Here is a 15,794-nt window from a genome sequence, read left to right as displayed (position 1 = left end):
CCAGAATGCTGCGCGACCCGAATTCCCACGCCTGCAACATCGTCGGGTTGAGGCGGAGGTCCAGGTGCTCGGCCCAGCCGGACAGGCGCATTCCCACCGCGCCGCCGACGAGGGCGCCGGTCACCGCGACCAGCGATTGCTCGTTGACCTCTCCGCGCCGGCGGGCTTCGGCGATGAACACGACCGCGGCGGCCAGGACGCCCAGCGCCACGAAGACACCGTGCATCGGCAGCATCACCGAACCGATCCGCCAGTGCGGCACCACGCCGACAGACTATTACGTCGGGACCGCGTCAGCCGGTGGCCGGGCCCGCCCGCGCGGCGGCGCTCGCCGCGCTGCCGAAGACCGCCACGCGGACCGTGACGACCACATCCAGGCCGTCCACCGCACACCCGGTGTCGTCGGCCCGCATCCGCCGGGCCACCGCCGTCGCGCGGGCGCAGGCCGCATCGGCTCCGGACGGCAGCCGGGCCGCGGCGGCCAGCGCGGCCAGATCGGCCGCCGCCTGTGCGCGGTGACGCGCCACCACCACCGCACCCAGGTAAGCGCCGGCACCCGCGACGCCAAGCAACACCGCCACCATCCAGGCCGCGACCAGGGTGGCCGAGCCCCGATCATCCCGACGGCTCCGCCGCCGAGACCGCCTTGGCGGCAATGTCGAGCGCCGGCAACACCTTCGAGCGCGCGACGACGGTGGCAACCAGGAATTCACCTTCGCGGTGCACCTCGACCCGCGCCCCGCCGGGGGCGATGCGGCGGGCCGCGTTGAGGGCTGAGCGGTCGTCGCCGCGCGCGGCGAGCCTGGCGGCTTCGCGAGCGGCGTCCACGCAGCGAACCTGCATCGAGACGGCGGTGACACCGGCCAGACACAGCACCAGCACGACCACCAGGGTGGCGACGCCCAGGGCCGCCTCCACGGTGCTGGCGCCCGCACTGCCGGTCAGGCCTTGGTGTTGAGCGCGCGACCGATGATGTTGGTCAGCGCCGACACGATGGAGTCCCCGGTGACGACGGTGTACAGAATCGCACCGAAGGCGGCGGCCGCCACAGTGCCGATGGCGTATTCGACCGTGGACATGCCCGACTCGTCGGACACCACGACCGTCAGGCGCGCGATCAGCGCCCGAAAAATGTTGTGCAGCAATGCTTCCCTTTCTCTTCACCATAATCCCGATTGAAAGACTTCGCCGGCGAGCCCCGCCACCACGGGAATGATTCCCAGGCACACGAACGCCGGCAGGAAACACAACCCGAGCGGCCCGGCGATCAGCACCCCGGCGCGTTCGGCGGCGGAGGTGGCCGCGTGCGCGGCACCGTGCCGGGAGTCTTCGGCCAACTCGGCGACTCCCTCGGCCAGCGCCGCACCCGAGGCCGCCGAACGCCGAGCGAGCCGCAGCAACGCCTCGACCTGCGCGTCGGCCTCGTGCGGCCGCCGATCCGGCGAGATCGTCCAGGCGACAACGGGATCGGCGCCCAACGCCAGCAGGTCGGCGGCGCGCCGCAGCACGCGGGCCAGCGCGGGCGGGGCGGACGCCGCGGCGGCGGACGCGGCGGCGGCCACGGCCATGCCGGCGCCCAGGCACACCGCCAGCACGTCGAGACAGGACGCGACCGCCAACGGGTCGGGGCCGTTCGCCATCCCGCGCCCCGGGCGCGGCCGATGCCGGCGGACCGGTGCGCGCGCCCGCGTTCGCACCAGCGCCGGGCCCGGACCGATCCACGCCGCCACAGCCAGCAACACCGCCGCCGTGGTCACGACCCGAGCCGATCGGTGATGCGGTCGGCCCATAACAGGCCGCCACACGCCAGCGCCGAACCCACCACCAACAGCCAGCCACCCGCGCGCCCATTGAACAGGAAGGCCAACGGTCGCGCGCCGATCAGCTCGCCCAGCAGCACGCCGAGCGCCGGCAGACCCGCCAGGATCGCCGCGGTCGCCCGCGCGCCGGCCATGTTCGACGTCACCCGGGCCGAAAATCGTTGCCGCTCGGCGATATCGCGCTGCGCGGCGCGCATCAGGGTGGCGATCGCCAGACCGTGCTGGCTGGCCAGCTGCCAGCCCAGCGCGAGGCGATCCCAATGCCCGGGCAGGGCCGACGATTTCGCCGCGGCGCGTAGGCCGGCCGCGACGTCGGCCCCCAACCTGGCCCGGGCCGCGACCGCCCGAAACGACTCCGCCACCGCACCGGCGGTTTCGCCGGCAGCCACCCCGAACGCGCGCACCGGGTGGGAGCCGACACGCAGCTCACCGACGAGCACGTCGAGCGCACCTTCCAGCGCCTGCCCCTCGCGCTGGGCGCACCGGGTGCGATGGCGGCGGCGATAGCGCAGGTTCGCGGTCGTGCCGACCACCGCGACGGCGAGCACCGTCGTCAGCGGTAACAACACCGCGGCCGCACCCACGGCGACCACGGCAAGGCAAGCCGCCTCGCGTGGCCCGGCGACCGGGCGCCACCGGCGGTTCGACGCCATCGGCGCCAGGCGGCGCCGCGGCGACGCCGGAAGCACGAGCAGCGCGAGCGCCAACAGCAGCGCACCGGTGGCCGGGCCGTTCATGCCGGCAACCTGCCCCGCAGCACGCGGTGTAAGAGCTCGGCTTCGTCGGTCATGCCTTCGTCGGCACGCCACACGGTGACCGCCCGCACCCGCCCCGCGACCTGGCGAAGAACGGCGACCTCGCCGAGCCTGCGCCGCCCGCTGCGGTCGCGCGCGACGTGCAACAGCACCTGCACGGCCGCGGCGAGCTGACTGTGCAGCGCCGCGCGATCGAGACCGCCCAGCGCGCCCAGCGCCTCCAGCCGGGCGGGGACCTCGGCCGGGTTGTTCGCGTGCACCGTGCCCGCTCCCCCGTCGTGGCCCGTGTTCAGCGCCGCGAGCAGGTCCACCACCTCGGCGCCCCGCACCTCGCCGACCACGATGCGGTCCGGCCGCATCCGCAGGGCCTGGCGAACGAGCTGGCGCACCGGAACTTCGCCGATGCCTTCGACATTCGCGCACCGCGCGACGAGTTTCACCAGGTGCGGGTGCCGGGGCGCCAGCTCGGCGGCATCCTCGACGCAGACGATCCGCTCGGTGGGCGCGACCGCGCCGAGCATCGCCGCCAACAGCGTCGTCTTGCCCGCTCCTGTTCCGCCGCACACCAGGAAGGCCAACCGGGCGGCGATGATGTCGGCGACCATCGCGGCGGCCTCGGGCGCCAGCGCGCCCGCCGCGATCAGGGCCGCCAGGTCCTGACTGGCCGGCCGCAGCACCCGCAATGACAGGCACGTGCCCGCGGCCGCCACCGGCGGCAGCACGGCGTGCAATCGCACCGCGAACCCGGCGCCGATCCCGGTCAGCTGGCCATCCACCCACGGCTGCGCGTCGTCCAGCCGGCGACCGGCCGCCAGCGCCAGCCGCTGCGCCAGGCGCCGCACCGCCGCTTCGTCGGCGAACCGGACCTGCGTGCGCCGCAAGCCATTTCCGTCGTCAACCCAGACCGCGTCGGGCGCGGTGACCAACACGTCCGTGGTGCCGTCGGCGCACAACAACGGCTCGAGGATGCCGGCGCCGGTGAGCTCCGTCTGCAAGACCCGCAGGTTGGCCAGCACCTCGGTATCGCCGAGCATGCCGCCCGACTCGGCCCGAATGGCGGCGGCCACGACGTTGGCCCCCAGCGGCGCGGATTCGGCGGCCAGCCGCTCCCGTACCCGGTCGATCAGCGAACCACTCACGCGGCCTCGCCTTTTCGTGCCGGCCCCGACGCGCGCGGCAGCACCGCCAGCACCTGCCGAGCCGCCGCCGCGAGCGTAGATCGCCGCCCCAGACGCAGGCCGCCTCGCTCCAGCTGCTCGGCGACCCGGGGCTGTGCTTTGACCGACGCCAGCAACGGCAGCCCGGCGATCTCGGCGATCTCGGCTGCCCGCAACCCACCCGGTGATGGACCGCGCACCACCAATCCCACGTTGGGGTTGACCGCGGCGAGCACCGGCGCCAGCGCACCCGTCGCGGCGCACGCCGGCACGTCGCAGCGGCTGACCACGACGACGAGGTCGGCGGCATCCAGCGCGGCGTGCGCCGCATCGGTGAGACGGCGCGGCAGGTCGCAGACCACCGTCACCGCGCCGCGGCGGCCGGCGTCGACGATGGCGTGCACGGGGCCGGCCGCCAGCTCGTATCCGCGCCGGGTGCCGGAGAGCACGCTGATGCCCCGGTGCCGCGGCAACGCCGCCCGCACGGACGACCAGCTGAGCCGGCCGTCCTGCAGCGCCAGGTCCGGCCAGCGCAAGCCCGCCGCGTTCTCGGCGCCAAGCCGCAGATCGATCCCGCCGCCCCATGGGTCGAGGTCCACCAGCAGCGCGTCCGCCGCCGCGTGCGCCAAGCCGACCGCCAGCGTCGAGGCGCCGGCCCCGCCGCATCCCCCGATGACCGCGACCACCGCGCCGCGAGTCCCGTCGTCGCGCGACGATTCGGCCGCCTCTGCGAGCGCGCGCACCATGTCACGCTCCCGCTCGGGCAGCCGCAGCACGTGCTCGGCGCCGACGGCGACGGCCGCCGTCCATGTCGAGGTCGCCGGGTCGGCCGCCGCCAGCACGGTCACGTGAGCGCGGCGGGGCAGCGCCGCCCGCCCGCACCGTTCGGCCGCCGCCTCGTCCAGCACGACGGCCGCCGCCGCCGACCACGTCTTGCGGCTCACGACGCCACCGGCATGGACTACCCGGACGCCGACGGCCGCGGCCACGCGCTCCAAGTCGCGGCGCAGCTCCGGGTCCGCCAGCATCGCGAGCACGCCCGCGGGAGCCGTCGCGTCGGCCTGCGAGGTGCTCGTCACGTGCCCCACTCTGCGGGCCCGCGATATTGGACACCAGTCCCAAACTGCGGATTTGTGGAGAGAGACGCGAGTGTGCACAAACACGTCGGGCGGCGCACACGATGCGGAAAGCCCGCAACCAATCGGACGGCCACGCCAGGCGGCCCGGTGTCGGCGGAATTTACCCCAGAAAAGGGACGACCCCCGCCAGGGGGGGAGGAGGCGAGGGTCGTCGTGCATCAGCCCCGGGGGGTCGGGCTGATACACCCTCGGCTCAGGCCGAGTAATGCTTACTATACACATGACAAGCGGCGGTAACGCAATAGCTCTTTCTATGAAAGAACACGTTGAGCCGCAAAAACACTGCCGTTACCGTCGGTCCCACTTTGCTGAGCGGCCATTTCGGTCCCAGAACCGCAGCCCGGACCGACGACCCACCTATGCTGGGGCGGTGACCGTCTTCGACCCGGCCGAGGAGCAGCACACGTCGGCTACCACCGCTCCCCGCGCCCGCACAGCGGCCTTCTTCGACTTAGACAAGACCATCATCGCCAAGTCCAGCACGCTGGCTTTCAGCAAACCATTCTTCAACCAAGGACTGCTCAACCGCCGCGCCGTGCTCAAATCCAGCTACGCCCAGTTCATCTATCTGCTCTCCGGTGCTGATCATGACCAGATGGACCGGATGCGCATCCACATGACGAACATGGTCGCCGGTTGGGACGTGGAACAGGTCAAGTCGATCGTCAACGAAACTCTGCACGACATCGTGACGCCGCTGGTGTTCGCCGAAGCGGCGGACCTGATCGCCGCGCACAAATTGTGCGGCCGCGACGTCGTCGTGGTCTCCGCCTCCGGCGAGGAGATCGTGGCGCCGATCGCCCGTGCGCTTGGCGCCACCCACGCGATGGCGACCCGCATGGTCGTCGAGGACGGTCGGTACACCGGGGAGATAGCGTTCTATTGCTACGGCGAGGGCAAGGTGCAGGCGATCCGCGAGCTGGCCGCCCGCGAGGGCTACCCGCTGGAGCATTGCTACGCCTACTCCGACTCGATCACCGACCTGCCGATGCTCGAGTCCGTCGGCCACCCCAGCGTGGTGAATCCCGACCGTGGGCTGCGCCGGGAAGCCGTCGAGCGCGGTTGGCCGGTGCTGTCGTTCTCCCGGCCGGTGTCGCTGCGCGACCGCATCCCGGCACCGTCGGGCGCCGCGATCGCGACGACCGCCGCGGTGGGCGTCAGTGCGTTGGCCGCCGGCGCGGTCACCTATTCGCTGCTGCGCCGCTTCGCGTTCTAGGCCCCGCGTTTCGCAGCAAACGCATTTCCGCATCGGTGCGCGATTTCGAACAAAATTGGGCCTTGCTGCGCTAGAGGTCTAGTAGTACAAAGGAACCACGGAAGCCCGATGAGGCCAAGGTCGATCCGGAAGAGAAGGATCGTTCTCCCGAACCGGGCGCCCAGCACGGAACCCGGCACCCACGCGGAGTCATAGCCGCGATAATGGCAGAAGTGTTGCGGGCCTGCGTAATTGCGAAATACGGACGGTGTCGACGGCCCTTTGGGTGGGGTTGCAACCGGAAGTATCGCAAGATCGCCGAGGCCAACCCACGCAGCCCCGAAATGCACGCATGGTAACCGAGCTCCGTGTTAGCGGGCGGCGGACCGAATCCTTCGGGACGTCGCCCGCTTTACATTGTCCGGCGGTGTTTTCGCCCGGCGCCGGCTACCGATCCAGCTACCGGCTCGACACCGACTCCGCGATCGTCAACGCCTCCTGTGCACCGGCTCGCATCGCCCGGCAGCAGAGCAGCAGCCACGCCCCCACCCCGGCCGGAGTTCCATCCGCAAAGCCTTGCGCCGCATCGCGATAGTCGGCGGGCTGGCGCATCCAGCTCACCTCGGGTACCCCCAACCCGTGCGGGTCCAGCCCGCTGGCGATGGTCACCAACCGCGAGACCGCGCGGGCCACCACGCCGTCCGCGCTGCCGAACGGCCGCAGCGTCAACAGCTCGCCGTGCGCGACCGCGGCGACCACCGGCGCCGGTGCCTCGGTGCCACCACTCACCAAATCCGCCAGCAACTCCAGCCGCGGCCCGACGCCGGCATCGGCGCGGGGCCGGCCCAGCCGCTCCTCGTCGACTTGGTCGGCCGCCGCCAGCATGTGCAGCCGCGCGAGCGCCTGCAGCGGGGCCCGCCGCCACACCCCGACCAGCGGACCCTCGCCGCCCTCCAGCGCCTGCGCCACCCGCAGCGCCCCACCGAACACCGGATCGCTGACCACCGCCGCATCGGCGAGGTCCTCCAGCCGAACGGGGCCGCCGTCCAGCACCGACGAGGCGCGCGCGGCCCGCAACGCCGCCTCGGCGGCGGTCACCGGCCAGCCCCGCAGGTTGGCCCGGTGGCGATGGGCGCGGCCCAGCGCGTCGCGGGCCCGGTCACTGGCCTCGGCGACGCCCGGCAACTCCATCAGCGGGGCCAGTGGATCGGCGGTCACAGGTTGCCAACCTATCCCGGCTTCAACGATCGGGTGTCGGCGCCTTCGGGATGGCCTCCAGCAGCTGGCGGGTGTATTCGTGCCGGGGGCGGGTGAACAGCTCCTCGGTGGCGCCCCGCTCCACCACGCGGCCGGCGCGCATCACCAAGACGTCGTCGGCGATCTGCCGGATCACCGCCAGGTCGTGGCTGATGAACAGGTAGGCGAGGCCCAGCTCGGTTTGCAGGTCGGCCAGCAGATCCAAGATCTGCGCCTGCACCAGGACGTCGAGCGCGGAGACCGCCTCGTCGCAGACCAGCACGTCGGGCCGCAGTGCCAGCGCACGGGCGATCGCCACCCGCTGCCGTTGGCCGCCCGACAGCTCACGGGGCAGCCGCCCCAGCACCGACGACGGCAGGGCCACCTGGTCGACGAGGTCGCGCACCGCGCGCCCGCGCTGCCGGCGGTCGCCGACGCGGTGAATGCGCAGCGGTTCCTCGATGGCGCGAAACACCGTATACATGGGATCCAGGCTGCTGTAGGGGTTTTGAAAGATCGGCTGCACGCGGCGCCGGAAGGCCAGTTGCTGGTCCCGGCTCAGCGCGGCGTCGATGCGGGTGCCGTCGAAGACGACGGTGCCGGAGCTTGGCGCCAGCAGGCCGAGCACCATTCGCGCCAGGGTGGATTTGCCCGACCCCGATTCGCCGGCGATCGCCAGGGTGCTGGCCCGCCGCAGGCCGAACGAAACTCCCTCCACCGCAATGACTTCCGCCCGTCTCCACGGCACACCGCGCGAGTCGCGGTAGACCTTGGTCAGCTCCGAGGCGACCAGGACCGCGTCGGACCCGCCGTCGTCCGCCGGACGCGGCCGGGCGGGGCTCCGCACCGTCAGCGACGGCGCGGCGGCCACCAGCCGCCGGGTGTACTCGTGCTGCGGCTCGCGCAGGATCGACCGCGCCGCACCGGATTCCACCACGGCGCCCTCGCGCATCACGACGACGGACCCGGCGCGTTCTGCGGCCAGCGCCAGGTCGTGGGTGATCAGGAGCAGCGCGGTGCCGAGTTCCGCGGTCAGCCCCTGCAGGTGGTCGAGCACCTGACGCTGCACGGTGACATCCAGCGCCGACGTCGGCTCGTCGGCGATCAGCAGCCGCGGCCGGCCCGCCAACCCGATCGCGACCAGTGCGCGCTGGCACATGCCGCCGGACAGCTGGTGCGGGTAGCGGCCCGCTTGTTTCGCCGGGTCCGGCATGCCGGCCTGACCGAGCAGCTCGACCGCGCGCCGCCGCGTCCGCCGGTCGGAAGTGTTGGCCCGCAACGCTTCCGAGACCTGGAAACCGACCTTCCAGACCGGGTTGAGATTGCTCATCGGGTCCTGTGGAATGTAGCCGATCTCGCGCCCCCGGATGGCGCGCAGCGTCCGTCGGTTGCCGCCGGCGATGTCGGAACCGTCGAAGACGATGCGCCCGGCGGTGATCCGCCCGCCGGGGGGAAGCAGCCCGAGGATCGCGGCCGCCGTGGTGGATTTCCCCGATCCCGATTCGCCGACCACCGCGATGGTTTCGCCCGGCAGGACGGTGAGGTCCACGCCGCGGACGGCGGCGTGATCGCCGAAGCTGACTCTGAGCCCCTCGACGGCCAGCAACGGCGCGCCGGTCACGGCCGCCACGCTCGGGACGCCGGGTCCAGGGCGTCGCGCAACGCGTCACCCATCATCATGAACGCCAGGACCGTGATCGCCAACGCGCCGGCCGGGTAGAACAGAATCGGCGAGCCCGCCCGCAGCCGCGTCTGGGCGAGGTTGATGTCGCCACCCCAGGAGACCACCGTCGGCGGCAGCCCGACGCCCAGGTAGGACAGCGTGGCTTCGGTGACGATGAAGGCGCCCAGGGCGATGGTGGCCATCGCGATGACCGGGCCCAGTGCGTTGGGCAGCGCGTGGCGCAGCAGTATCTGAAAGCGACTCAGCCCCAATGCTTTCGCGGCGAGCACGTAATCGCTGGCGCGCACGGAGAGCACCGATCCGCGGGCGATGCGGGCCACCTGTGGCCAGCCGAACAAGGCGAGGATGGCGATGACGGTCCACACCGTGCGGTGGTGCATGACCTGCATGAGCACGATGGCCGCCAACAGCAGCGGCAGGCCGAAGAAGACGTCGCTGACGCGGGAGACCAGCGTGTCGACCCAGCCCCCGTAGAAGCCGGCCAGCGCGCCGAGCGCGCCGCCGACGACGAACACCACCACCGCGGCCCCCAGGCCGACGGTGACCGAGGCCCGCGCGCCGTAGACGGTGCGGGCGTAGACGTCGTGGCCTTGCAGGTCCGTGCCGAACCAGTGCGCGCCCGATGGCGGAAGCAGGCTCTGGCTGGGATCGGCGTAACTCGGGTCGGCCCCGGTGAACAACGCCGGAAACGTGGCGACCGCAACGATAAACAGGATCAGCAGGCCGGCGAAGACGAACTTCGGCCGGCCGCGCAGCCCCCGCCACGTGTCGCGCCAGAAGCCGCTGCGCTCAGCCATACCGGATCCTCGGATCCAGCGTGGCATACAGCAGGTCCACCGCGAGGTTGGTGATCAGGTAGATCAGCACCAGCACCGTCACGATCGACACCACGGTCGGCGCCTCCTGGCGGGTGACGGCCTGATACAACACACCGCCGACGCCGTGGATGTTGAAAATTCCTTCCGTGACAATGGCTCCGCCCATCAGCGCCCCGAGGTCCGCCCCCAGGAACGTCACCACCGGGATCAGCGAATTGCGCAGGATGTGCACGGTCACCACGCGCGGCCGGGACAACCCCTTGGCGGTGGCGGTGCGGACATGGTCGGCGTGCGCGTTGGCGGCGACCGCCGACCGGGTCAACCGCACCACGTAGGCGAACGACACCGAACCCAGCACGACGCCGGGTAGCAGCAGGCGCCCGATCGTCGACCTCTCGCCCACCGTGACCGGTGCGATGCCCAGCTTCACCCCGAACACGAACTGGGCCAGGAACCCCAGCACGAAGATGGGGACCGCGATGATGACGAGCCCCGCGATCAGGACGGTCGAGTCGAAGATCCCGCCGGTGCGCAGCCCGGCGATCACCCCGAAGCCGATGCCCAGCACCGCTTCGACGACCAGGGCGATCAGCGCCAGCCGCAGAGTCACCGGAAAGGCGTGTGCGAGAACGTCGCTCACCGGCAGCCCCGAGTAGGAGCGGCCCAAGTCACCGTGCAGGACGCCGCCGAGGTAGCGCAGGTACTGGACGATGAACGGGTCGTCGAGGTGGTAGCGGGCCCGAAGCTGCGCGGCGACCTCGGGCGTCAGCGGGCGGTCCCCGGCGATCGCGGCCACCGGGTCGCCGGGCAACAGGAACACCATGCCGTAGATCAGCAACGTGGCGCCGAGGAAGACGGGAACCATGACGGCGATCCGGCGCGCGATGTAGGAACCCATGCCGTTACGCCTTGCCGATGTTCTCGTAGTCGGGCAGACCGTTCCACGTGAGCTTGACGCCGCTCACCGGCGACGACCATCCGACCACCGCGATGTAGTACCACAGCGGCACGGCGGGCATGTCGCGCAACAGGATCCGCTGGGCCTTATTGACCAGCACGTCCGCCTGTTGCAGGTCGGGTGCGGCCTCGGCGGCGGCGAGGCCGGCGTCGAAGTCCCGGTTCGAGTATCCGACGTCGTTGGATCCCGCTCCGGTGGCGTACAGCGGGGCGAGGAACTCGATCATCGACGGGTAGTCGCCGATCCAGCCGGCGCGGAACGCGGTATCGATGGTGCGGTTGGTGATCTGGGTGCGGAAACCGGCGAACGTGGGGTGCGGCGCGCCGACGGCGTCGATGCCCAGCACGTTCTTGATGCTGTTGGCCACCGCGTCCACCCACTCTTGATGGCCGCTGTCGGCGTTGTAGGCGATCAAGTAGCGCCCGCTCCACGGCGAGATCGCGTTGGCCTGCGCCCAGAGTTGGCGGGCCCGTTCGGGATTGAAGTCCAATGCGTCGTTGCCCGGGATGTGCGGATCGAATCCGGGCAACGAGCTCGCGGTGAAGTCGCGGGCAGGGCTGCGGGTGGCGTTGAAGATCTGCCGGCAGATCTGTGGCCGGTTGATCGCAGCCGACAACGCCAACCGGCGCAGCCGGCCTTCTTCGCCGCCGAAATGCGGCAGCCGCAGTGGCGTGTCGAGCGATTGGCTGACCGCGACCGGTCCACTGGCCGCGTTGCCGCCCAGGTCACGCTTGTAGATTGTGAGTGCACTCGACGGAATCGTGTCCAGCACATCGAGATTGCCCGACAGCAGGTCGGCGTAGGCGGTGTCGAGGTTGGCGTAGAACTCGAACCGCAGGCCCTTGTTGTGGGGCTTGCGATTGCCGTGGTAGTCGGGGTTGGGTTTCAGGTCGATCTTGACGTTGTGTTCCCAGGCCGGCCCGTCGGGACCGTCAGCCAACTCGTAGGGGCCGTTGCCGACCGGGTTGCGGCCGAACGCGGCCATGTCCCGAAAAGCCCTTTCCGGCAACGGGTAAAAGGCATTGTGTCCCAGCCGCAACGTGAAGTCGACGGTCGGCGCCTTGAGCCGCACGTCGAACTCGAGATCGTTGACGACTTGCAGCCCGGACATGGTGGTCCGGGCCGGCTTCCCGTCTGCGGTCAGGGCGGCGACCTCGTCGTACCCGACGATCGGGCTGAAAAAGCTTTGTTGCAGTTGGGCATTGGTGCTCAGCGCGCCGTAATTCCACGCGTCGACGAACGAATGGGCCGTCACCGGCGAGCCGTCGGTGAACTTCCAGCCGGGCTTGAGCAAGATCCGGTAGTTCACGTTGTCGGTGGTCTCGACCGACCGCGCCACTTCCGGTGAGGGTTTGCCTGCGGCGTCATAGGACACCAAGCCGGCGAACAGCCGATCCAGGATTCGCCCGCCGAGGCTGTCGTTCGTGCCGGTCGGAACCAGCGGGTTCGGCGGTTCCCCGCCGTTGACCACCACCAGCTCGGGGCTCAGGGCCCCGCCGCCGCAACCCGTGAGCGCGGCGAGCGCCACGACCACGGTGGCCGCCACGGCCCGCATCCGGTGCATGACCCGACCCTAGGGCCTGCCGCGCAGCGGCGGTGAAGTGCCCGCACGGGCTTCGGCGACCTACGATCCCGTGGTGGTCGTCGCGTATCTTGCCTCCGCCGAGGATTCCGCCGTGCACGCGGGCCGGCTGATGTTCTTGCTCGGCCTCCCGACGGCCGGCTTGATCTGTCTGGTGATCGGGCTGTGGGAGCTCTCGCGTGGCCGCCGAAAGCAACCCCCGCCCGCCTACCCGTATCCCCCGGGCCCGCCACCGCAGGCGATCGGCTACCCCGGTTGGCCCCATCCCGGTTACCCGCCCGGCGCCCCGCCGCGGCCGCGGACGAGCAAGTCCGCCACCACGCTGATCACCGTCGGTTTGGTCTTGGTGGCGCTGGGCGGGTTCGGGATCGTCAGCCACGCCGCACGCGCGATCTCGAGCCAAAAGAACGAGTCCTTGCTGCGGGTGGGCGATTGCATCAGCGAAAGTGATTACCGGGCAAACCGTTTCGACGCCCGCCTGATCAGCGGCTGTAGCGACCCCGCGGCGACTTACGAACTCGCGTTCAAGGGGAATGCCTCGGACAGCTGCCCCGACGGTAAACGGGAGCACTCGATCTACGAGCGTGCGAGCAACCACTCGACGACACTGTGCTTTCTCATCAACCTGCAACAGGGCCGTTGCTATCTGTACATCAGCGACGGCGAAGCCGTGAGCCTGAGGCCGGGCGACTGCGGCGACTCAAACCGGGTACAGGTGAAAATCGTGCAGCGCATCGATGGCAGCACGGACAAAACCCAATGCCCGCAAGGGTCAAAGGGCGTCAGCTACCCGGAGCCGGCCCGCGTGTATTGCCTGGCGAGGGCCGACTCGTAACGTCGCTCAGACGGGCGTCACCGGATGCACCTGCAGCGCGCAGGCGTCGATGGTGGCCGGCACGCTCAGCACGACGGTCGTGTCCGGCGGATTGACCAGCAGATCGGTGTAGGTCGGGCACGGCTCGCCGTTCGCGTCGATGGCCACCCCCTCCACCACGGCCTGCGCCTGGGTGGACAAGGACAGGATCACGGTGGGCGGCACGTCGGCGCCGCCGGGTAGGCCGCCCATGTAGCCGCGCAGGGTGGGCTGGGCGTGGATCAGCGGTCCGCCGGACCCCGAGTCGACGCCGGGATATCCGGTCAGCGTGCAGGGCTCCGCGCCGCCGGCAAGGCTGAACACCAGCGTGGCCCCGCGGTGGCCCACGGCGGCCTGGGTCGGCGATGCGGTGACGGCGATCTGGTCCGACCAGCACGGGGTTGGTGCGTCGGCGGTGTCGATCGGGACGGCCCACGCCGCTGGCCCCGGCAGGGCGGCGGCCGCGTAAACCGTTGCGGCCGCGGCGAAGCTGGGAACGAGTCGGCGGATGCGCCGCCGCTGGCCGGGCACACCGGTGATTATCCGTCATGGGGCTGCGGTTCGACCTGAATTTGAAGCTTCCCTTTTTACCTTGCGGCGTTAGGCTCTGACGGTTGACGAGCCTCGACACTAGGAGGAAGCCAGTGACCACCACCGACGCCGTAGGCCCGTCGTCGTATCCCCCGCCGCCGGCGTTCGCCGAGCAGGCCAACGCCGGCGAGGAGTTGTATCGCGAGGCCGAAGAGGACCGGCTGGCCTTCTGGGCCGAACAGGCGAACCGGCTCTCCTGGTCGACGCCGTTCACCGAGGTGCTCGACTGGTCGCAGGCGCCGTTCGCGAAATGGTTCGCCGACGGCAAGCTCAACGTCGCCTACAACTGCGTGGACCGCCACGTCGAGGCCGGCCTCGGCGACCGCGTCGCCATCCACTGGGAGGGCGAGCCCGGCGACAGCCGCAGCCTGAGCTATTCCGAGCTGCAGGCCGAGGTGTGCAAGGCGGCCAACGCGCTGACCGCCCTGGGCCTGGTCGCCGGCGACCGCGTCGCGATCTACCTTCCGTTGATCCCCGAAGCGGTGATATCGATGCTCGCCTGCGCCCGGCTGGGCATCATGCACAGCGTGGTGTTCGCCGGCTTCACCGCGAAGGCGCTACGGGCCCGCATCGCCGATGCCCAGGCCAAGTTGGTGATCACCAGCGACGGGCAGTTCCGCCGCGGCAAGCCCGCACCGTTGAAGGACGCCGCCGACGAGGCGGTCGACGATCCCGAGAGCCCCGTCGAGCACATCCTGGTGGTGCGGCGCACCGGGATCGACGTGTCGTGGAACGACGACCGCGACGTGTGGTGGCACGACGTCGTCGACGACGCGTCGCCCGAACACACGCCGGAGCCCTTCGACGCGGAGCAGCCGCTGTTCCTGCTGTACACCTCCGGCACCACCGGCAAGCCCAAGGGCATCGTGCACACCAGCGGCGGCTACCTGACCCAGTGCTCCTACACGCACTACTACATCTTCGACATCAAGCCCGAACGCGACGTCTTCTGGTGCACCGCCGACATCGGCTGGGTCACCGGCCACACCTACGGCGTCTACGGCCCGCTGTCCAACGGGGTCACCGAGGTGCTCTACGAGGGCACGCCCGACTCGCCGACCCAGCACCGGCACTTCGAGATCATCGAAAAGTACGGCGTCACAATCTATTACACCGCGCCGACGCTCATCCGGACGTTCATGAAGTGGGGCCGCGAGATCCCCGACGCGCACGACCTGTCCAGCCTGCGACTGCTGGGCACCGTGGGCGAGCCGATCAACCCCGAGGCGTGGCGCTGGTACCGCAAGGTGATCGGCGCCGACAGCCTGCCGATCGTCGACACCTGGTGGCAGACCGAGACGGGCGCGGCGATGATCTCCCCGCTGCCCGGCGTCGCCGCGGCCAAACCGGGTTCGGCGATGAGGGCGCTGCCGGGCATCTCCGCGAGCATCGTCGACGACCACGGCGAACACCTGACGCCCACCGTCCATCACGGCGAACACGTCACCGGCTACCTGGTGTTGGACCAGCCGTGGCCGTCCATGCTGCGCGGCATCTGGGGCGACCCGGACCGCTACGTCGAGACCTACTGGTCTCGGTTCGCCGAGCAGGGCTGGTATTTCGCCGGGGACAGCGCCTATTACGACCGCGACGGCGCCATCTGGGTGGTGGGCCGCATCGACGACGTGATGAACGTGTCGGGGCACCGGCTCTCGAGCGCCGAGTTGGAGTCGGCGCTCGTCGGCCACCACGGAGTGGCCGAGGCCGCGGTGGTCGCCAAGACCGACGAGACCACGGGCCAGGCCGTCTGTGCGTTCGTCGTCTTGTGCGCCGAGTACGAGGTGCACGACGGAATCGTCGACGAGCTGCGCGCCGAGGTGGCTCGCGAGATCTCACCCATCGCCAAGCCGCGGGAGATCCACGTGGTGCCCGAACTGCCCAAGACCCGCAGCGGCAAGATCATGCGCAGGCTCCTGCGTGACGTCGCCGAGAAGCGGGAACTCGGAGACACATCGACCCTGCTGGACCCCGGCGTTTTCGACGCGATCCAGGCCGCGAAGTAGCTC

Annotated in this window: 16 protein-coding genes and 1 pseudogene; 3 read left to right on the top strand and 14 right to left on the bottom strand. The window is 70.7% G+C overall.

What is annotated here, in order from left to right; translation table 11 throughout:
* The 8 genes and pseudogenes from A5704_RS19710 to ssd form a co-directional block, all read right to left on the bottom strand.
* Window positions 1-235: pseudogene (locus A5704_RS19710) on the bottom strand (diacylglyceryl transferase); the annotation flags it as partial.
* A 58-nt stretch (window positions 236-293) separates the two neighbouring features.
* On the bottom strand, window positions 294-584 hold the full coding sequence (locus A5704_RS19705; RefSeq protein WP_369807386.1) for an Rv3654c family TadE-like protein: 291 nt from the start codon (window positions 582-584) through the stop codon (window positions 294-296).
* A gap of 31 nt (window positions 585-615) precedes the next feature.
* Complete coding sequence (locus A5704_RS19700) at window positions 616-918, bottom strand: TadE family type IV pilus minor pilin (RefSeq protein WP_082950329.1); 303 nt, start codon at window positions 916-918, stop codon at window positions 616-618.
* A gap of 23 nt (window positions 919-941) precedes the next feature.
* Window positions 942-1,142, bottom strand: a complete 201-nt coding sequence (locus A5704_RS19695) for a DUF4244 domain-containing protein (RefSeq protein WP_067890577.1) — start codon at window positions 1,140-1,142, stop codon at window positions 942-944.
* An 18-nt stretch (window positions 1,143-1,160) separates the two neighbouring features.
* On the bottom strand, window positions 1,161-1,757 hold the full coding sequence (locus A5704_RS19690) for a type II secretion system F family protein (RefSeq protein WP_197499127.1): 597 nt from the start codon (window positions 1,755-1,757) through the stop codon (window positions 1,161-1,163).
* Window positions 1,754-2,557: a type II secretion system F family protein gene (locus tag A5704_RS19685; RefSeq protein ID WP_067749539.1), complete on the bottom strand. Its 804-nt coding sequence runs from the start codon at window positions 2,555-2,557 to the stop codon at window positions 1,754-1,756. The genes A5704_RS19690 and A5704_RS19685 overlap by 4 nt, the downstream gene beginning before the upstream one ends.
* Window positions 2,554-3,714, bottom strand: coding sequence for a TadA family conjugal transfer-associated ATPase (locus tag A5704_RS19680; RefSeq protein ID WP_067749541.1), 1,161 nt, complete (start codon window positions 3,712-3,714; stop codon window positions 2,554-2,556). Before A5704_RS19680 ends, A5704_RS19685 begins: the two co-directional genes overlap by 4 nt.
* Window positions 3,711-4,760, bottom strand: coding sequence for a septum site-determining protein Ssd (gene ssd / locus A5704_RS19675; protein ID WP_067749585.1), 1,050 nt, complete (start codon window positions 4,758-4,760; stop codon window positions 3,711-3,713). Before ssd ends, A5704_RS19680 begins: the two co-directional genes overlap by 4 nt.
* 481 nt (window positions 4,761-5,241) lie before the next feature.
* On the opposite strand from ssd, the gene A5704_RS19670 reads away from it, so the two are divergent.
* Complete coding sequence (locus tag A5704_RS19670) at window positions 5,242-6,087, top strand: HAD-IB family hydrolase (protein ID WP_067749543.1); 846 nt, start codon at window positions 5,242-5,244, stop codon at window positions 6,085-6,087.
* 438 nt (window positions 6,088-6,525) lie between these two features.
* Here the strand turns inward: A5704_RS19670 and A5704_RS19665 are convergent, their stop codons facing one another.
* From A5704_RS19665 to A5704_RS19645, 5 genes are read right to left on the bottom strand one after another with little or no spacing between them, the layout of a single operon-like run.
* Window positions 6,526-7,284: an oxidoreductase gene (locus A5704_RS19665; RefSeq protein ID WP_067749544.1), complete on the bottom strand. Its 759-nt coding sequence runs from the start codon at window positions 7,282-7,284 to the stop codon at window positions 6,526-6,528.
* 22 nt (window positions 7,285-7,306) lie between these two features.
* Window positions 7,307-8,932 (bottom strand): ABC transporter ATP-binding protein, encoded by a 1,626-nt coding sequence (locus A5704_RS19660; RefSeq protein WP_067890570.1) that lies wholly within the window; start codon window positions 8,930-8,932, stop codon window positions 7,307-7,309.
* Window positions 8,920-9,810 carry an ABC transporter permease gene (locus A5704_RS19655; RefSeq protein ID WP_369807387.1) on the bottom strand — a complete coding sequence of 297 codons (891 nt, stop codon included), beginning with the start codon at window positions 9,808-9,810 and terminating at the stop codon, window positions 8,920-8,922. Before A5704_RS19655 ends, A5704_RS19660 begins: the two co-directional genes overlap by 13 nt.
* Window positions 9,776-10,702, bottom strand: coding sequence for an ABC transporter permease (locus A5704_RS19650; RefSeq protein ID WP_067749549.1), 927 nt, complete (start codon window positions 10,700-10,702; stop codon window positions 9,776-9,778). Before A5704_RS19650 ends, A5704_RS19655 begins: the two co-directional genes overlap by 35 nt.
* A 4-nt stretch (window positions 10,703-10,706) precedes the next feature.
* Window positions 10,707-12,326 (bottom strand): ABC transporter substrate-binding protein, encoded by a 1,620-nt coding sequence (locus tag A5704_RS19645; protein ID WP_067890567.1) that lies wholly within the window; start codon window positions 12,324-12,326, stop codon window positions 10,707-10,709.
* 73 nt (window positions 12,327-12,399) lie between these two features.
* On the opposite strand from A5704_RS19645, the gene A5704_RS19640 reads away from it, so the two are divergent.
* Window positions 12,400-13,179: a hypothetical protein gene (locus tag A5704_RS19640; RefSeq protein WP_067890574.1), complete on the top strand. Its 780-nt coding sequence runs from the start codon at window positions 12,400-12,402 to the stop codon at window positions 13,177-13,179.
* A 6-nt stretch (window positions 13,180-13,185) separates the two neighbouring features.
* On the opposite strand, the gene A5704_RS19635 is transcribed toward A5704_RS19640, so the two are convergent.
* Entirely contained in the window at window positions 13,186-13,728 is a 543-nt protein-coding gene (locus A5704_RS19635) for a DUF4232 domain-containing protein (RefSeq protein ID WP_082950330.1), read from the bottom strand.
* 113 nt (window positions 13,729-13,841) lie between these two features.
* Here A5704_RS19635 and acs point away from each other — a divergent pair, with 113 nt between their 5' ends.
* Window positions 13,842-15,791 (top strand): acetate--CoA ligase, encoded by a 1,950-nt coding sequence (gene acs / locus A5704_RS19630; protein ID WP_067749553.1) that lies wholly within the window; start codon window positions 13,842-13,844, stop codon window positions 15,789-15,791.
* Window positions 15,792-15,794: the final 3 nt, after the last annotated feature.

The organism is Mycobacterium sp. E735 (assembly GCF_001666955.1).
Taxonomy (GTDB): Bacteria; Actinomycetota; Actinomycetes; order Mycobacteriales; family Mycobacteriaceae; genus Mycobacterium.
The sequence above is the reverse complement of the archived record's forward strand: the minus strand, read 5'-3'. Positions and strand labels throughout refer to the sequence as shown.